General features: G+C 43.8%; 22 protein-coding genes and 2 pseudogenes. 6 read left to right on the top strand and 18 right to left on the bottom strand.

Annotation, left to right across the window (positions count from 1 at the left end):
- Nucleotides 1-56: 56 nt before the first annotated feature.
- The 18 genes and pseudogenes from ACYIAR_RS02075 to ACYIAR_RS01990 form a co-directional block, all read right to left on the bottom strand.
- Nucleotides 57-482 (bottom strand): YolD-like family protein, encoded by a 426-nt coding sequence (locus ACYIAR_RS02075; RefSeq protein ID WP_480331790.1) that lies wholly within the window; start codon nucleotides 480-482, stop codon nucleotides 57-59.
- Nucleotides 479-1,993 (bottom strand): Y-family DNA polymerase, encoded by a 1,515-nt coding sequence (locus tag ACYIAR_RS02070; protein ID WP_480331788.1) that lies wholly within the window; start codon nucleotides 1,991-1,993, stop codon nucleotides 479-481. The genes ACYIAR_RS02075 and ACYIAR_RS02070 overlap by 4 nt, the downstream gene beginning before the upstream one ends.
- A 14-nt stretch (nucleotides 1,994-2,007) precedes the next feature.
- On the bottom strand, nucleotides 2,008-2,223 hold the full coding sequence (locus ACYIAR_RS02065) for a hypothetical protein (RefSeq protein ID WP_480331786.1): 216 nt from the start codon (nucleotides 2,221-2,223) through the stop codon (nucleotides 2,008-2,010).
- The gene (locus ACYIAR_RS02060; protein WP_287074315.1) at nucleotides 2,223-2,402 is read right to left on the bottom strand and encodes a transcriptional regulator; all 180 of its coding nucleotides are present in this window, start codon (nucleotides 2,400-2,402) and stop codon (nucleotides 2,223-2,225) included. The genes ACYIAR_RS02065 and ACYIAR_RS02060 overlap by 1 nt, the downstream gene beginning before the upstream one ends.
- A 53-nt stretch (nucleotides 2,403-2,455) precedes the next feature.
- Nucleotides 2,456-2,659 (bottom strand): hypothetical protein, encoded by a 204-nt coding sequence (locus ACYIAR_RS02055; protein WP_480331784.1) that lies wholly within the window; start codon nucleotides 2,657-2,659, stop codon nucleotides 2,456-2,458.
- Between the two features lie 22 nt (nucleotides 2,660-2,681).
- The gene (locus tag ACYIAR_RS02050) at nucleotides 2,682-2,918 is read right to left on the bottom strand and encodes an agmatine deiminase family protein (RefSeq protein WP_287074318.1); all 237 of its coding nucleotides are present in this window, start codon (nucleotides 2,916-2,918) and stop codon (nucleotides 2,682-2,684) included.
- A 23-nt stretch (nucleotides 2,919-2,941) separates the two neighbouring features.
- Nucleotides 2,942-4,714 (bottom strand): alpha/beta hydrolase fold domain-containing protein, encoded by a 1,773-nt coding sequence (locus tag ACYIAR_RS02045; protein ID WP_480331782.1) that lies wholly within the window; start codon nucleotides 4,712-4,714, stop codon nucleotides 2,942-2,944.
- A gap of 15 nt (nucleotides 4,715-4,729) precedes the next feature.
- Nucleotides 4,730-4,846, bottom strand: a pseudogene (locus ACYIAR_RS02040) (alcohol dehydrogenase); the annotation flags it as partial.
- Between the two features lie 208 nt (nucleotides 4,847-5,054).
- Nucleotides 5,055-5,291: a hypothetical protein gene (locus tag ACYIAR_RS02035; RefSeq protein ID WP_480331780.1), complete on the bottom strand. Its 237-nt coding sequence runs from the start codon at nucleotides 5,289-5,291 to the stop codon at nucleotides 5,055-5,057.
- Nucleotides 5,292-5,668: 377 nt separating this feature from the next.
- The gene (locus ACYIAR_RS02030) at nucleotides 5,669-5,848 is read right to left on the bottom strand and encodes a transcriptional regulator (protein ID WP_005816310.1); all 180 of its coding nucleotides are present in this window, start codon (nucleotides 5,846-5,848) and stop codon (nucleotides 5,669-5,671) included.
- Nucleotides 5,849-5,874: 26 nt separating this feature from the next.
- A complete protein-coding gene (locus ACYIAR_RS02025) occupies nucleotides 5,875-6,627 on the bottom strand; it encodes an MBL fold metallo-hydrolase (protein ID WP_480333524.1) in 753 nt (250 codons plus the stop codon).
- Entirely contained in the window at nucleotides 6,627-7,190 is a 564-nt protein-coding gene (locus tag ACYIAR_RS02020) for a flavin reductase family protein (RefSeq protein ID WP_027324293.1), read from the bottom strand. The genes ACYIAR_RS02025 and ACYIAR_RS02020 overlap by 1 nt, the downstream gene beginning before the upstream one ends.
- A 66-nt stretch (nucleotides 7,191-7,256) precedes the next feature.
- A complete protein-coding gene (locus ACYIAR_RS02015; RefSeq protein ID WP_027324292.1) occupies nucleotides 7,257-7,634 on the bottom strand; it encodes a YccF domain-containing protein in 378 nt (125 codons plus the stop codon).
- Nucleotides 7,635-7,638: 4 nt separating this feature from the next.
- Nucleotides 7,639-8,274 (bottom strand): HAD-IA family hydrolase, encoded by a 636-nt coding sequence (locus ACYIAR_RS02010; protein ID WP_480331777.1) that lies wholly within the window; start codon nucleotides 8,272-8,274, stop codon nucleotides 7,639-7,641.
- 16 nt (nucleotides 8,275-8,290) lie between these two features.
- Nucleotides 8,291-8,549 (bottom strand): annotated as a pseudogene (locus ACYIAR_RS02005) (nitrous oxide-stimulated promoter family protein).
- A 43-nt stretch (nucleotides 8,550-8,592) separates the two neighbouring features.
- Nucleotides 8,593-8,892 (bottom strand): thioredoxin, encoded by a 300-nt coding sequence (trxA, locus tag ACYIAR_RS02000; protein WP_235394174.1) that lies wholly within the window; start codon nucleotides 8,890-8,892, stop codon nucleotides 8,593-8,595.
- 2 nt (nucleotides 8,893-8,894) lie between these two features.
- On the bottom strand, nucleotides 8,895-9,695 hold the full coding sequence (locus ACYIAR_RS01995) for a YqiA/YcfP family alpha/beta fold hydrolase (protein WP_480331775.1): 801 nt from the start codon (nucleotides 9,693-9,695) through the stop codon (nucleotides 8,895-8,897).
- 5 nt (nucleotides 9,696-9,700) lie between these two features.
- Nucleotides 9,701-10,351 (bottom strand): recombinase family protein, encoded by a 651-nt coding sequence (locus ACYIAR_RS01990; RefSeq protein WP_480331773.1) that lies wholly within the window; start codon nucleotides 10,349-10,351, stop codon nucleotides 9,701-9,703.
- A 540-nt stretch (nucleotides 10,352-10,891) separates the two neighbouring features.
- Here ACYIAR_RS01990 and ACYIAR_RS01985 point away from each other — a divergent pair.
- The 6 genes from ACYIAR_RS01985 (at nucleotide 10,892) to istB (ending at nucleotide 14,960) form a co-directional block, all read left to right on the top strand.
- Nucleotides 10,892-11,800 carry a hypothetical protein gene (locus tag ACYIAR_RS01985; RefSeq protein ID WP_480331771.1) on the top strand — a complete coding sequence of 303 codons (909 nt, stop codon included), beginning with the start codon at nucleotides 10,892-10,894 and terminating at the stop codon, nucleotides 11,798-11,800.
- A 12-nt stretch (nucleotides 11,801-11,812) separates the two neighbouring features.
- The gene (locus tag ACYIAR_RS01980; protein WP_027324286.1) at nucleotides 11,813-12,268 is read left to right on the top strand and encodes a hypothetical protein; all 456 of its coding nucleotides are present in this window, start codon (nucleotides 11,813-11,815) and stop codon (nucleotides 12,266-12,268) included.
- The gene (locus ACYIAR_RS01975; RefSeq protein WP_480331768.1) at nucleotides 12,268-12,483 is read left to right on the top strand and encodes a hypothetical protein; all 216 of its coding nucleotides are present in this window, start codon (nucleotides 12,268-12,270) and stop codon (nucleotides 12,481-12,483) included. Before ACYIAR_RS01980 ends, ACYIAR_RS01975 begins: the two co-directional genes overlap by 1 nt.
- Before the next feature lie 149 nt (nucleotides 12,484-12,632).
- A complete protein-coding gene (locus ACYIAR_RS01970; RefSeq protein WP_480331704.1) occupies nucleotides 12,633-12,764 on the top strand; it encodes a hypothetical protein in 132 nt (43 codons plus the stop codon).
- Complete coding sequence (istA, locus tag ACYIAR_RS01965; protein WP_480331766.1) at nucleotides 12,755-14,197, top strand: IS21 family transposase; 1,443 nt, start codon at nucleotides 12,755-12,757, stop codon at nucleotides 14,195-14,197. The genes ACYIAR_RS01970 and istA overlap by 10 nt, the downstream gene beginning before the upstream one ends.
- Nucleotides 14,187-14,960 (top strand): IS21-like element helper ATPase IstB, encoded by a 774-nt coding sequence (istB, locus tag ACYIAR_RS01960; protein ID WP_480331376.1) that lies wholly within the window; start codon nucleotides 14,187-14,189, stop codon nucleotides 14,958-14,960. The genes istA and istB overlap by 11 nt, the downstream gene beginning before the upstream one ends.
- Nucleotides 14,961-15,043: the final 83 nt, after the last annotated feature.

Raw genomic sequence — 15,043 nt, 5'->3', positions numbered from 1 at the left:
TATTGGATGCTCCTACAGGTGCATTATGTGGCTACACTTCAATCGGTGATGGACATTCAAAATGCTCTGTTGTCGAACAATTCCCCTTTTATGTCAATGATTTCATTTGCCTTGACTTGCGTGTCGTCGTCGAAGGTAATCCTTTGTTCGTACTCATCCCAGGACTTGATGGAACCCGAATGTGTCTCATATTTGCCACCTTCCTTCTGCAAGTCAGGAACAAAGTATGTAATGCAGACATTCGGATGTTCGTCGAGGTTCGCTAAAAGTAATGTGATTTTCTGGTTGAGCACTTCACACTCATTCTCAGAGAGTTCTATCACCTTGTCTGTCAGTCTTGCCGTTTCACTGATGGCTGCACTATGCCCTGTTAGAGCCGCAAATGGGGCAAACTGAGCTGCACGCTGGTACATGGTCATTTGTGGTCTGACCTTTGATACGTGGTGGGGCAAGTCAATGATATGGGCGTATTTATCCGTCATGCTTTGTGTCCTCCTATCTGTTTGTTGCGTTCTATGGCTGTAGCCCCTTCTTCAAGGTTCAGTCCCCTGAGTATGGAGTTCTTGCCGAACTTGCTCTTGATACTCAATAATGTCTCCTGCATCCTTCGCTCTTTAGCCTGTGCTTCTTCCTCGGCTTTATGTTGTGCCTCCAATGCTTCATAGTCGGTGAACAGGTCTAACTGTATGGGAGTGGAGTTCGTTGTTCTGGCACTCTCTTCACTGATGACATGGTTGGTTGTTAGTGTCAGGCGACGTATCAGCAGGTTGGGGTTGACAATCCGGTCGTAGAGGGATGCCACAGCCTTCATAATCTGTCTGGTAGATGAAGTGAACTTGTCTAAGTTGGCTGTCCCATGAGCGTGCTTCGGCACTTGGCGGCCATAGTGGTCTGTTGTGACATCGCCATGGTAGTTGTCACGAATGTCAGGGTTCGTCAAAGACTCTATGTCATAGCCTACTGTCAGCACCAGTTGGTCTGTAACGAGCCGTTTGCTCACAAGGTCGAGAGCAACGGCATCCGCCATCTCCTGGGCAACGACCCTTGCTTTCTGGAATGTGTAGGGTCCTGTTAGCACCTGTCCGCTGCTCAGCGAATTGGTCTCAGGTCGATAGGCTTTCACATAGTCCATCGTGACAGGTTCCCATCCCCAGGCATGGTCGATAAGGAGTTCCGCATTCACACCAAAGAGTTTGTAAAGCAGTCCCTCACGCTCTACGGAACAGAGAGCCACATCGCCCATGGTGTACATACCATACTGAGCAAGTTTCTCTGCTATGCCTTTGCCCACACGCCAGAACTTTGTGATGGGGGTATAGTCCCAAAGCTGTTCCCGGTAACTCATCTCATTGAGTTCCGCAATGCGCACACCGTCCTTGTCAGCAGGAGCCTTCTTTGCCATGATGTCCATGGCTATCTTGCAGAGGTAAAGGTTTGTGCCGATGCCGGCAGTAGCCGTTATCCCGGTATTCTTCAGGACATCACGTATCATGGTCATGGCAAGTTCATGTGCCGTCATCCTGTATGTGTCAAGGTAAGCCGTTACGTCCATAAAGACCTCGTCGATGGAATAAACGTAAATATCCTCTGGAGCGACGTATTTCAGGTATATCTGATAGATACGTGTGCTGTATTCAATGTATTTGGCCATGTGAGGAGGGGCAGCAATGTAGTCAACTTCCCAATCTTCGTGAACTTTGAGTTCCTCGTCCTTCCACGACTTTCCAGTCAGGCGACAGAAAGGGCTCTTGTACCTTCGCTCATTGTTGACTTCACGCAACCGCTGCATAACCTCAAACAGTCGTGCCCTTCCTCCAATGCCGTAGGCTTTGAGGGCAGGGGAAACAGCCAGACAGATGGTCTTCTCTGTCCTGCTCACGTCTGCCACAACAAGATTGGTGGTGAGCGGATCGAGACCTCGCTCTACGCATTCCACGGAAGCGAAGAACGATTTCAGGTCGATGGCTATATATGTACGGTTGTCCTCGGTCATAATACTAATGATTGTTAAGATGATATGTCTCGCATATCCTTGCGATTTCCTTGATGCTTATGTTGCCATGTCATGTACCACCAGCACGTTGACTTTCGTCTTCCTCCTTCTTGCAAGGCATAACCCAAGCGAGCTTGGGATTCTGCTCTTGCTTCGTGCGTCGGTTCTTTATGACCGTAGTCACATGACCCGCCTATCCATACATAATATGTTGTCGAGTCCTGTACCATCACTCTGCAGGTGCCCATTTGCAACGAACAGGAGAGACGATTGCGCCCTCTGCCTTCAGCTGCTTCATGGCTGCATCTACCTCTTTGCGGTCGAGACCGCTGAGCTCTGCGATTTTACCTGCGTTAAGAGGCTGTCCTGCCTCTTTCATTGTTCCTAATACTTTTTCTTTTGCGTCCATCGTTTTAACGATTTAATGTGTTATTATTATAGGTTGTATCTAGTGTCATAGACTCATCTGTTGCTTCTTATTTCCAATGTTATATCCATATACGACCGCTTGCCGTCTATATAGTCGGCATAGAGCAATTCTTCGCATCGGCCTTTAAGAACATGGCATTTGCCGCACAACTCACAGTTGTGTAAGCATTTCCATTCATTCAGAACATAATCCAAACGCTCTTCTCGTGTAGATGATTCAATACTCGGTGCGGTCATTATTGTTGTGTTAAATCAGTCCTCATCTTTGAATGTTCCAACTGATACAATGCAAAGCTCCTCCTTCTTTTGCTATTTCCGTCATTTCTAACAGATGTATATGACAATCAGGAAAGGCATTTTTGACATACTGATACGCTATATTGTCTTCCTCGATATTGAAGGATGGCATAACAATATGCTTTCCAACCTGAAGAAAATTTATATATGCCCAGTTACGTTCTTTACAAGGAGAAGTAACAATATTGTTGAAACGCATTTCAGTGACAGAGAATTGTTTTATTATTTGTTACAGATAAATCCAATGGCATCTTTGACTGCTCTGTCAAATGCCGTATCCTGCCCGGGAACTGTGATGAAAAGATGTACGGCTCCTTTATATTCTATCCTCTGTATCTGTCCGCACATTCTTTCTGCAAGATTCAATCCTTGATCGCGCAGAATATCCCTTTCTGCAGCTATGAGAAAAGTTCTCGGAAGCATATTCAACATTTCATCACTACACAGGCCTACGCTGATGGCGGAACAGCGATTGTCTGCATTGATGGTGTACGCCCGATTGAAAGCTTCCATGATTTCGGCATCCAAACCAAATCCTTTACCATATTGCTTCCATGATTCCGAACCATCGTCAAAAGCCTTTGTCACAGGGTAGAACAGAAGCAAGGATTCTATTTTGCCGCGGCATGTTTCTGACAAAGCTGTGGCCAGGGCAAGGTTGCCTCCAGAACTGTCACCGCCAATGGTGATGTGGTTGGCATCAATATGCAGCTCTGCAGCATGGTCGATGATGTAATTGACGGCAGAGATACAATCGTCCAGTCCTTCAGGATAAGGGTGCTCTGGAGCCAAACGATAGTCAAGAGCTATAACTCTCATCTTGCCCGATGCAGCCAGGGCATCACAGAATCTTCCACAACTATTGATGCTCCCAAAAGTCCAGCCTCCTCCATGCAGATACAACAAGACTGGAAGGCGTTGGTCTTGACTTCCCTTGGGCTCATAAAGGCGCATGATTGGGGTAATCATCTTTGTTTCCACATGGTCAGAATACTTGGGTGGAGCATTCCGGGCATTGCGGACAGCTGTCAACTCTTTGTTATCTCCATCTATAGCTCTGAGTATAGCCAATGTCTGTTTGTGTTGTAGGTCTGACGGCATGTTACGTAGAAATCCATCTGCCTGGATGCGCATCAAACATTGTTCTGCTACCTCTGCCACCTCTTTCTCCTCTTTTGACTTTGGGAAGAAGATGGCAATTGATAAGTGAGAACCGTCGGGCAACAGAACGATCCCAACATCGTTTCTATCTTGTCTTCCGTCAGAAGAAGGAAAACCAGAACCTGTCTTGTGAATCAGTTTGCCGTCTTTGGGCAAGACTGCTGCTATGCGTTGCTGACCCGTATTACAATCAGCCATTGTATCCCAGATAAAGGAGAGATTCTTGTTGTCATCCCTATGAAGATAAAACCACTCCAAGAGCCTTGCCATTTCTTTTGGAGTGGCTGAGTTTTCTATGGCTCTATGAGGATTCTTTTTCATCTCCTTCTCCGTCAGTTGCACATGGATGTCTTTGAATCCAAGCGTATGGATATATTTCTCTACTGCATCCGGCTGTCCGCATGATGCAAACAAAAGGTCGCACGCATTATTGTCGCTCTGTTTCAATGACCATTCTATTAACTCAGCAAACGTGAAATAACGCATACCTTCAAATTTTGAAAGCATAGGCGACCATGTCTCAGCGTCCAGACTGTCCTTGTGCACAAGAACAGAGTCGCTCAGTGTCAGTCCTTTCTTGTGCAAGTAGTCTGCTACGTATAAAGCCTGTGGAAATTTCATGACGCTATGCATGGCAAAAGCACTATCCTCCTGATGACCGCAACATAATTCTCCATTCATAATGCTTGCCCCATATGAAAGACATGGGGATTGACTTTTCGCCTCTGTAGTCTGGATGTAAGCCAGGAAAAAGGTGAGAAGCAGAAAGAGTAGGATTTCGCTCACTCGTTGAGTTCCTCCCGTGGGGTTGAATATGATTTGATGTATCTTCATCTTTCCTTTATCTGTTTATTGAGTTATGGCCACTTTGATAACTCCATCTCGCTTCTGCTCAAAGAGTTCATAGGCTTCAGCTATCCTCTCCAACGGAAAACGGTGGGTGATGAGCGGTGTGGTGTCAATCTTCAAACCTGCCTTTATCTATATATGTATATGCTTTCATTATCTTAAGAATGGGTCAAGAGTTGCCAATAACTCTGATTTCTGCACTACTCACGATTTTTGTTGTCATTTTTGTTTGTTATCACCCATCGGCCATCCTTGCGACCGCCTTCACGAGAGAGTATGCCTTTGGATTGCAGGTCTGCAATATCTTTTTTTATCGTTCTCTGTGTTACAGGTTCTTTTTCCGAAATTTTTTGGGAAATCTTTTGGGAAGTAAAGTGCAATCACTCTGCACCAATGATAGTATAATACGCTGTCTATCAGTTATTTCTTCCATAGATTCTTTTGGGAAGTATTTTGGGAAATCATTGTCTTTCTTTCCTTCTTTCTTGCCACCCTCATCCAGTTCCTTGCCAATAGAGACAAGATAAGCCTTCTCGTCAACAAAAGCCTGATGTACGGGCACCGTCGTAAGGAAGTGACCATTCCATAGTCTTCCCCTTCTGCAGTTCGTCGATGTTTATTGGTAATGCCATATATTTCTTCCTGTTCTGTGTCACCTCATACTTGTTCAGTATTCATGTGTATCTGACATTTCGGTGCAAAGGTACGATTTTTTTTTGAAAAACAATGAAATTTCCATAAAAAATCGCATATAACAAGACAAACAAATATCTTGCATGGCTACTATGTGGCGAATGTTTTGTTACTTTATAAAAAAACGTAGCAAAGGTATACCTTTGCAGTCGGGTAATCATCCTATTGGTGGTACAGAAGTTCAGATAGGAAAGGAAGGTACTGCAGCCTGTTATTCAAGACCGCAGTACCAAGCCATTAAAGTTTTTACTCTGCAGGTGCCCATTTGCAACGAACAGGAGAGACGATTGCGCCCTCTGCCTTCAGCTGCTTCATGGCTGCATCTACCTCTTTGCGGTCGAGACCGCTGAGTTCTGCGATTTTACCTGCGTTAAGAGGCTGACCTGCCTCTTTCATTGTTGCTAATACTTTTTCTTTTGCGTCCATTGTTTTAACGATTTAATGTGTTAATATTATATTGTTATGCTGTCTCCTTCGTGCCCGATGCACCAAAAGGGGACATCCTTTTCTTTGCAGAAAGGCTCCATGCGCCACGCACTCTCAAACCCACTCATGACAAAGTGCATTGGGACAAACATTCCAACCTTGAAGCGTTCGATAAACTGACGCCCTCCAAGCGTATAGCCATTGCCGATGCGTCCGTCCACAGGAAACATCACGAGGTCAAAGGAGTCGGTAGTCTTTCGGATGTCTTTCAGTTCACCAAGGAACCGCTTTTCCTCTGCTACAGGATTGATGTACTGATCAATCTCTTCACTGAAGACCTCTCCTACAGGCGTGCCGTCAACAAGAAAGCGTGCGTACCAGTTGCACAGGTCACCTGCATGAAAGATGGTTTTACCTTCTGTCTCCACAATCCAGCTCACGCCACTGTCATTGCTGCCCGTGGCTGATACTTTCAGGTTCTCATCTTCCCATACCGTTCCTTTGGCCATCCATACATCGGCATCCTCTTTCTGCGCTCTTCGGCGTTTGAGTATATCCTTTGACAGGATGTATGTGATATTGGGGATGCTATTCTTCCATTTGAAGATTGTTTTCGTGAAGTGGTCCTCATGGAAGTGGCTTGAAAACACGTACACATGTTTACATGTATTCATGTAGCCACTCATGACATCGGCAGGATCCATCCAGTAGTCAAAGACCAGGATGCACCGAGCCGTTTCAAGCAGGAATCCGCTATGGAAGATGTATCTGAGTGTCATCATTTCAAAGCCTTGCCATCTGAGAATGCCTTTCCAATGGTCTTGCCAAGTTCGATGTAACCATGATGTATCGGGTCGAACACGATGAGTTCCATCTTCTCCATGTCGGGCTTGCCATCCTCTGCCAGATAGTTCTCATCCACAAGGATGTTGACTATCTCTGCCACGATGTAATAGCCCTCTTCCGACTCGTCAATCTTTTCCTTGATGCGACACTCCAAAGTCATAGGAAAATCTGTAAATACGGGAGCGTTAACCATAGTTGCCTTCTTGATGTTCCATCCTGTTTTCTCCATCTTTTTTGGATCGTTCTTGGCAGAAACAATACCCACGAAATCAGAACCCACCATGGTTTTCTTGGTAGCGAATGCAACGGTAAACTCACCGCCATTTTTTAGGTTGTCTGTGGTAACGTGATTTCCCATCGAGATCATAATCTCCTTCATGTCCCACTGTCCTGCCCAGGCAGCGTTCATTGCATTGGCAACTCCATCCTTATTATATGTGCCTATAATCAGCACAGGCTGTGGTACTACCCACGGCTTTGGTGCAAAACTTTTCATATGCTTCGTTCTTTATTTTGTTATCTATTCATGTGTAAATACGCCATCCGCGCAATCTGTATCACTTTAAATTCCCAACTCCACATCCTTGCCGAATGGTGCGAGCGAAAGCCCGGCCATCTTGAAATGCTGTTTTCCCCAAGGAATGCCGATAATGGTTATACATAAGAGAAAGCCGAAGAACAGATGCATGATGCAAGCCCACAAACCTCCGAAAATCAGCCAGAGTAAATTCAGCGGGATGCGAATGCAACCAGTTGGACTATTCGTTTCTCTTACCGTTGAACCAAAAGGCCATAGGCAGAGCAGACCAATCTTGAATGTCTGTATTGCAAAGGGAATGCCGATGATGGTACATGCAAGAGCCAGACTCCCAGTGAAATAACCGATGGCAGCTTCGAGACCTCCGAAGAGCCACCAAAGTAAGTTTCCTATTATGCGCATAAGATTATTCTTTTGTATTCTTGTTAATTTCTTGCCATTCCTGATGCTCCTCCAGATGATTGGTCTTTACCAGTACACTCTGGAAGCCGAAGTTTCTGCCAACTTCGGCATTCTCGGCACGGTCATCGAAATAGAGGGTGGTGGCAGGATTCAATCCAGTCTGTTTCGTCATCTCTTCATAGATTTCGACGGATGGCTTCTCCTTCCGCATGGCGTATGAGAGGAATACTTCATCAAACAACTCGTCCGTGGAATATCCAAGCTGCTTCATCAGACAGACCGACTTCTGCCAAAGCGTGTCGTTGATGTTGCTGAGCAGATAGACCTTGTACTGCTTCCGAAGTTTGACCAATGCTTCCAGTCTTTCTACGGGCAGATTACCACACAGCTCTTCGAGCACTTTTTCAACATCCGCGGTTGTGGTTCCTTTACGGCAAAGACTCAGCATCTCTTTCAATGTTTCTGATTCCGCTACAAGACCATTAATATATTGGTGCATCAGTCTCTTGATCTTGCGGACATGGATTAGTCGCTTGAACGCCGTTACGCCCAGGCTCTCCATGGCTTTCACAACAGAAGCATCATCAATGTTCACGATGACACCTCCATAATCAAAGACGAGTGTTTCTATCTGTTTCATGCTAATTTTCTTATTGTTACAATTCTCTTATGACATGCTTGATGGCAGCTGCCGGGTGATACAAAATCATTCTTGGCCCACCCCAGCGCATCACTTTGCACATTCGTTCTTTCATCTGAGGACGATAGCAGTGGATGGGACACTTTTTGCAAGTTGGTTTGTTCTCGCCAAACTTACAGCGTTCCAGTCTTGCAGTAGCGTACTGTAGCAACTCTTGGCACCCAGGACATAATTCATTATTGCCCTCCTTCTTCCTGCAGTACAGAACGTATCATCTGCTCCACAACTCGCTACTCTTCCTTTATTCTTTTCATCTTTTTATTTTAAGAATGGATCAAGCGTAGCCAGCAGTTCGGCTTTATCTACCACACCGCTTGTGCGCCACAATACTTCTCCGTTTCGGAAGAGCATCAGCGTAGGCACGGATTGAATGCGGTATTGGCTTGCTGTTACGCCGTACTTATCTACATCCACCTTGATGATGCGGATTCTGTCACCCAGCACTGTCTTCACCTGCTCCAAGATGGGGTGCATCATCTTGCATGGCTGACACCATGTGGCGAAGAAATCGACCAAGACAAGTTGGTCGCTTGATATAACGTCTTTGAATGTTTCCATCTTTATCTGTCTATTTCTGTGAATCGGTTAAATGTCCTTCCGTCTCTTGTTATTTGCTCGAAAAACATCTTCTCGGGACGAACCCAGTATGCTTCCTCACCATATAATGCTTGATATACTACCATGCGTTCCTGAGTTTCGCTGTCATATGCGGAATGGATATACTTGTACATTCCTCCCTTAAAATGACGGAAAAATCTTTCTTCTTTAACTGAATACTCCATGAGCATCTTCTGTGCCAGCGGGGCATACCAAGTCTTGACTTCCTGCTCTGTGGGCGTGTGTCCGCCAGGGAAGTGATAGCTGTTGTTATAGTGTTGCAAGAACAACGGCTCAAAATGAGCCAGTGTGTCTTGTTCACCAAAGAGTCCCCACACACGATCCTTGTAATACGGATTACAATAATCAAACTGTGTGGCTTCGAGTTCCCCAAACTCATTGATGAGTGATTCGTTGATGACTATTGTCTGATTACCGTCCATGCGCGGAGCCTTGTACTCATGTTCGCCAATGCGTTCTCTCAGGAAGTCCGTCATCTTGAAATGAGGATTGCCAAGTAGGGCAGGGATGCCAACGACAGGAGAAAGCATCTGTGCAAGGAAAGCCCCGCAACTGTTGCCTATGAGCAGGTCTGGCTTCTCCTTGTCTATAAGCATGCGTATGTATTTCAGTGCTTCCTTGGGATGGAGAGGAAGGTCGGGAGTCAGCACGATGGCTTGCCCATCAAAGGCCTCCCTCAGTGCTCTCGCCATCGGACAGCTGCCAGTAGCAAAGAAACCATGTAGGAAGAGTATCTTTTTCATGCTATTTATTCTTTTTCTTGTGGATTGTCAGATATGCCCTTTCTCTTGATTGGCCCAGAATGATTGCCACGGTTCAGCTTGATGCCATGCTTGTTCAGTATGCGGAACACAGAGCTTCGGCTTCTGAAACCGCTGGCCCTCCATACTTCATCAATGGGATGACCTGCAACATACAGGTTGATGACAGTCTTTTCTCTGTCGAGCTTCTGCATCTTAGCTGACGAGACGGGAGGTAGTGACACTATCATCTTCTCCTGTAAATTGACTACATGCTCCGCAGACTTACGCAGGGCAAGAACCTCTTCCGGTAAAGCACCCATCATTTCCAATACATCGGACGGCCTTGTTTCGGGAAACAGCTCGTTCCTTGAATCAATCTGGTCATGGATGCTTACAATACGGATGACCTTGACTCGGCAAAATTCCAGAAATGTTGCCAGTTCCCGACTGCCACGCAAGGCATTGGAAAACTTGGATATAACAAGTTCGTCGCCCCTTTGCAGGGCAACCATCAGTTGTTTCCAGAGCGGTCTGTTGCGTTCGTTCTCGTCACTTTCTTCAACGATACGGATGCAACCATAGTCGTTCATCCACTTTCGGTCTTCCTCCAGTCTGTCGTACTGGGAGATAGCCATGATGTAGCCAATTTTTGCCATTGTAAAAAGGTATTTATCTGATATTATGATGGTTAGATACAACCTAACCTTACAGCCAGCCGTTTGTGGTAGTGAGGTTTGGTCATACGCATCATTCTATTTTGCGTGCAAAGTTACAAATTATATTCAGAAAAATAATCATACTGAGGCAATATAATTAACCCTTCTTGATTATTTAACCTTGTTTAATGCTTTCCATGGTTGGTAATTTATCATACTTTATAGAGTATGAATAACAAAATAATTTAAAGTGGCATTATTTTCATTGTGGTATGGAAAAATATCCGTATCTTTGCACTCGAATTTAACACATAAATGCCAATGAAATATAGGATAATACCACACTGTTTCCATTATCAGCGTTGCCTTTGCAACCCTTCTGCTTCAGGTCTCAAAAGCGAAATGAAAGAAAGTAAAGCAAGTGAAAGAAAAAAGACTCATAAGAGTTTAATCTTTCACTTGCTTTTTTTATGTACCTTATTTATTTCCTCTTCGTGTTCTACTAGAACTCAATATGATTTTGAGTCTTCTGATGACGCTTTGAGAAAATATAATAGCTTCTTTCATTCCATACAGGAACAACAAGTAGTCAATTCTGAACAAATGGCTGCTTACATCAACCAGTGGCAAGAGTTGTCAGATACAGTCCTTCATTACATCGAGAAAGACCCAGCGTTCACAGCTCATGCCGGCTTGTCAATGGTGTTTGCGGAAAACACGGACTCCATCCGCACGGCTCTGCTAAGATTGGCTGATAAATGCACTTTGAGCGATGTGGCATACGTGAAATTACACACATCTAAATATGCTGAAGAGAGTGGACTTGATTCCTTAAAACAGGCTGCTGGTAATTTCTATTCCAGCTTGGATAAGAATCCAATCTATAATAAAGATGTACATGAGATACTTGCAGACTACTCCAAGTACCTTTCCGAGGTGAACAGGATGGGAATCTATTCAAAGAAAGAGTTCCTCAATTACATAGCCAATGAGGACAGACACTTCCGCTCTTTTCTTGCGCATCTTGACAAATGCTCCTCAATGAATATGACTGGCATTACGAACCTGACAACCGACATCTGTACAAATGTATATTCAAATGCCTCCAAGAAAATAATTTCCGCAGAGGAAGCACTGGTCTATATGTCCATGAGAACCAACCGCCGATTGATTCTCAATGCAAAGATCTGCCACGAGGTACTAAAAAGAGGTAAGATAAAAGATGCTCCTCAAGCCAATGCCTATTTGTGGATGATGCTCCAGCCGTACCTTTCGATGGATTCCTTTGGCGTGGCAATGCTTACTCCCGAGCAGTCGCAAGCCATGACAGATATTGCGAAGGACTTCCAGGCGATTGTTTCAAGGCTTGCCAGCAAACATCTTTTAGACAAGGAACTGTCCGATAAATTGCCAACACAGCTCATGCGTTTATACATATCAACACTCTAATCAACCTCGAAAATGTTACAGGAAGCCATCTACAAATTCAAAACGTCAGGACCAGTAATCCTGCCAGACCTCATAGATAATGTTTTCCTCAGCAAGGTCACTTCCTATGAGGATTACGCCATTCTTCTCTATGACGTTCCCAAGCCTCAGTCTATGGAGAATGTCCTGGAAATGTTGGAAATGAATGCTGATCTTGCCATCCTCTATCATCTGGAACCACCAGTTGATACGGTCTTCGGCCATGAGAGCTGCGCCTACTGCTTCCCCGTCACGGAACGGATGTTCAAGATTAACTGCAAGACACATGTTGACGGACTTGTCCACCAGCTCAATGTCACGATATACAACTCCATTGAGGTGATGTCAGCTGACCTCTTTGAAGACCTACGTCTTCACGAGAAGCGTGGAACCTTCAAGGTGAAACGTGAACATGTTCAAATCATGAACGACTTCAACTGCGGTCTTTGATGGAGAAAAGAACGTTTTATCTCATTGCTGACATCATACATAAAAACAGGACATGGATAAAGGTCATAGACACGGAAAGGCTTATAGAGATGAGAATACCTCAGGATGGTGTGTTGAAAACCCTGTTCTACAAGGCTATCACTCTTCAAAGTTACAGAGAGCATTACTCTTTCATCAAATTGGAAAATATAAAGTCACTTGACCCACTATTATAAAAATCACCTGACCCACCTTTATAACCGAAACTGACCCACTTAGATTATAATAAAAATTGACCCTATAGAATTACCACATTTCAGTCTTGTTTTTGTACTTTAAAAAGCATTTTAACCCGGTATCATTAACCGAATAAAAATTTTAAAGAATGAAAATAAGAATCAAGCACATACTGCGGTGCTACCAGTCAGGAATGAGTATCCGTAGTATCAGTTCTTCTCTTCTGATTTCACGTAATACAGTAAACGGTATATCCGAATATACGAGGATATGGGTATAGAGCTGGAACGCCTGTTGAAAATGGACGAGCATCATCTGCATGAACTTTTCGGTACGGAGACTGACAACGAATCAACAGGATCTGCAGAGTATAAGTATCTTCAAGAACATATACCTGAGTACATTAAACGACTTAAATCCCGTGGAACAACAAGAAGGTCCTTGTATGAGGAGTATCTGAGAAACCGTCCCCAAGGTTACAGTTATTGTTCATTCTGCCTGTATCTCAGACGTGAAAGGGAGGTAAAAATACCGGTTGGACGCATAGATCATATAGCTGGTGATCAGATGTATGTGGATTTTGCCGGTGACAAACTTTATATTTCAGACAGGAATACGGGTGATAAGGTTCCCGTAGAAGTCTTTGCTGCGATACTTCCATGCAGTCAGATTACTTATTACGAGGCTGTACCATCGCAAAAGAAAGAATATCTTATCCAGGCATGTGAAAATGCTTTCCATTATTTTGGAGGTGTACCAAATGCCATAGTTCCCGACAACCTCAAATCTGCCGTAACAAGGCCCGGTGGAATAGAGCCTGTAATAAATGATGACTTTGCGGCATTTGCAGACCATTATGGTTGTGTTGTCTTTCCGGCAAGAGTGCGCAAACCCAAAGACAAGGCTTTGGTTGAAAATGCTGTAAGACTGCTTTACAGGGAGGTATATTCAAAGATGACAGGATTGAAATTCAATGATATTGAAGCCTTGAACATAGAAATAATGAAACATACTGACGCATTGAACAGCCGAAAGATGTACAACCGCAGCTACAGCCGTAGGGAGCGTTTCCTCGAGGTCGAGAAAGACAGGCTACATATATTGCCGGCAACAAGATTTATATCAAAAAACCGGAAAACGGCAACTGTCATGAAAAACAGTTATGTATCGCTTAACAATCACTATTACAGTGTTCCTAAAGAGTATATAGGCGATGCTGTAGAATTACTGTATGATGGGGACACAGTGAAGATATATCATAAATTCAGACACATAACGACACATCGCAGGGATGATACACCTTTCACTTATTCAGAAAAACCTTCCCATAAACTTCCCGGAGTACTACATGAATACAGAATCAGAATGGATGATATATACCGCAAGGCACGTGAAATAGACCCGGTAGTGGAAGAGTATATAAAGTTGGTGGCTGTTGCCAAAAAATATCCTGTTCAGGCTATACGTTCAGCTGATGGTATATTATGTCTTGTGGAATGTTTCGGACACGACAGAGTGGTTCTTGCATGCCAGATAGCAATGGAATCCTGCATGTTCGGGTTCAACGAACTTGAAAGCCTTCTGGTAAACAGGGAAGATGAAAAGTATCATATACAAATGGAGGGGCTTGCTCCTGAACTTACCCCTAAACACAGAAATCTCAGAGGTAAGGATTATTTTAACTCTAAAAATATGGATAAAAATGACAAGTAATAATAAAACAAACAGAACTGTCGGAAAAAATATGGACAGAATAATGGAGTTACTCTCCAAATTACGTTTTTACGGTATGCTTGAAACATACAGGAATGACTGCAGGACAACATCCTCTGATGGTATGACAAACGATGAGTTCCTGAAATGGCTTCTTGAAAGCGAGTATGATTACAGACGCAATGTAAGCATTGAGCGACTGATAAGATCTGCAAACTTCAGATATAAGGCATATATGGAAAAAATAGACTATACAATAAAACGGAACCTTGACCGGAACCAGCTCGAGAGACTTGCTTCTCTTGATTTTATAAGAGACGGACAGAATATTTTTATCACAGGAAGCTCCGGAACAGGTAAAAGCTATATAGCTTCAGCAATAGGATATGAAGCATGCAAAAATGGAGTCAGAACTTTATACTCCAATGCGTCAAAGCTTATGGGACAGCTTAAAATGGCCAAAAACAAGGGAACTATAGAATCTGAGATGAAAAAAATTGAAAAGTGTTCACTGCTTATTTTAGACGATCTCTTTCTTATAGGACTGGATGCCAGGGAAAGGTCAATACTTATGGAAATAATAGAAGACAGACACGGAATAAAATCAATCATAATAACATCACAACTTCCAGTTGAAAGCTGGTATGATGCAATTGGAGATCCTACTTTAGCTGATGCAATCCTGGACAGAATTGTACATACGGCACACAAAATTGAACTAACGGGAGATTCTGTAAGAAAGATTAATGCTAAAAAGAAGTAGTATCTGCTATAAAGAATTATAATTGAAACTGACCCGGGTTAAAATGCATTTTTCTCTACTTAATTCTAATATTTTTTTGATGG

It is taken from the genome of Parabacteroides sp. KHUB-01, assembly GCF_056640935.1.
Note: the sequence above shows the minus strand (reverse complement) of the source record. Positions and strands in the feature narration are given on the sequence as shown.

Coding starts and splice junctions, on each gene's coding strand:
- ACYIAR_RS02010 (WP_480331777.1), bottom strand. CDS start 8,274: ATGAAACAGATAGAAACACTCGTCTTTGATTATGGAGGTGTCATCGTG.
- ACYIAR_RS02060 (WP_287074315.1), bottom strand. CDS start 2,402: ATGGACGCAAAAGAAAAAGTATTAGGAACAATGAAAGAGGCAGGACAG.
- ACYIAR_RS01970 (WP_480331704.1), top strand. CDS start 12,633: ATGAAAATAAGAATCAAGCACATACTGCGGTGCTACCAGTCAGGAATG.
- trxA (WP_235394174.1), bottom strand. CDS start 8,892: ATGGAAACATTCAAAGACGTTATATCAAGCGACCAACTTGTCTTGGTC.
- ACYIAR_RS02045 (WP_480331782.1), bottom strand. CDS start 4,714: ATGAAGATACATCAAATCATATTCAACCCCACGGGAGGAACTCAACGA.
- ACYIAR_RS02020 (WP_027324293.1), bottom strand. CDS start 7,190: ATGAAAAGTTTTGCACCAAAGCCGTGGGTAGTACCACAGCCTGTGCTG.
- ACYIAR_RS02075 (WP_480331790.1), bottom strand. CDS start 482: ATGACGGATAAATACGCCCATATCATTGACTTGCCCCACCACGTATCA.
- ACYIAR_RS01995 (WP_480331775.1), bottom strand. CDS start 9,695: ATGAAAAAGATACTCTTCCTACATGGTTTCTTTGCTACTGGCAGCTGT.
- ACYIAR_RS02015 (WP_027324292.1), bottom strand. CDS start 7,634: ATGCGCATAATAGGAAACTTACTTTGGTGGCTCTTCGGAGGTCTCGAA.
- ACYIAR_RS01980 (WP_027324286.1), top strand. CDS start 11,813: ATGTTACAGGAAGCCATCTACAAATTCAAAACGTCAGGACCAGTAATC.
- ACYIAR_RS02065 (WP_480331786.1), bottom strand. CDS start 2,223: ATGGTACAGGACTCGACAACATATTATGTATGGATAGGCGGGTCATGT.
- ACYIAR_RS02050 (WP_287074318.1), bottom strand. CDS start 2,918: ATGCGTTTCAACAATATTGTTACTTCTCCTTGTAAAGAACGTAACTGG.
- ACYIAR_RS02030 (WP_005816310.1), bottom strand. CDS start 5,848: ATGGACGCAAAAGAAAAAGTATTAGCAACAATGAAAGAGGCAGGTCAG.
- ACYIAR_RS02055 (WP_480331784.1), bottom strand. CDS start 2,659: ATGACCGCACCGAGTATTGAATCATCTACACGAGAAGAGCGTTTGGAT.
- istB (WP_480331376.1), top strand. CDS start 14,187: ATGACAAGTAATAATAAAACAAACAGAACTGTCGGAAAAAATATGGAC.
- ACYIAR_RS01975 (WP_480331768.1), top strand. CDS start 12,268: ATGGAGAAAAGAACGTTTTATCTCATTGCTGACATCATACATAAAAAC.
- ACYIAR_RS02070 (WP_480331788.1), bottom strand. CDS start 1,993: ATGACCGAGGACAACCGTACATATATAGCCATCGACCTGAAATCGTTC.
- ACYIAR_RS01990 (WP_480331773.1), bottom strand. CDS start 10,351: ATGGCAAAAATTGGCTACATCATGGCTATCTCCCAGTACGACAGACTG.
- istA (WP_480331766.1), top strand. CDS start 12,755: ATGGGTATAGAGCTGGAACGCCTGTTGAAAATGGACGAGCATCATCTG.
- ACYIAR_RS02025 (WP_480333524.1), bottom strand. CDS start 6,627: ATGACACTCAGATACATCTTCCATAGCGGATTCCTGCTTGAAACGGCT.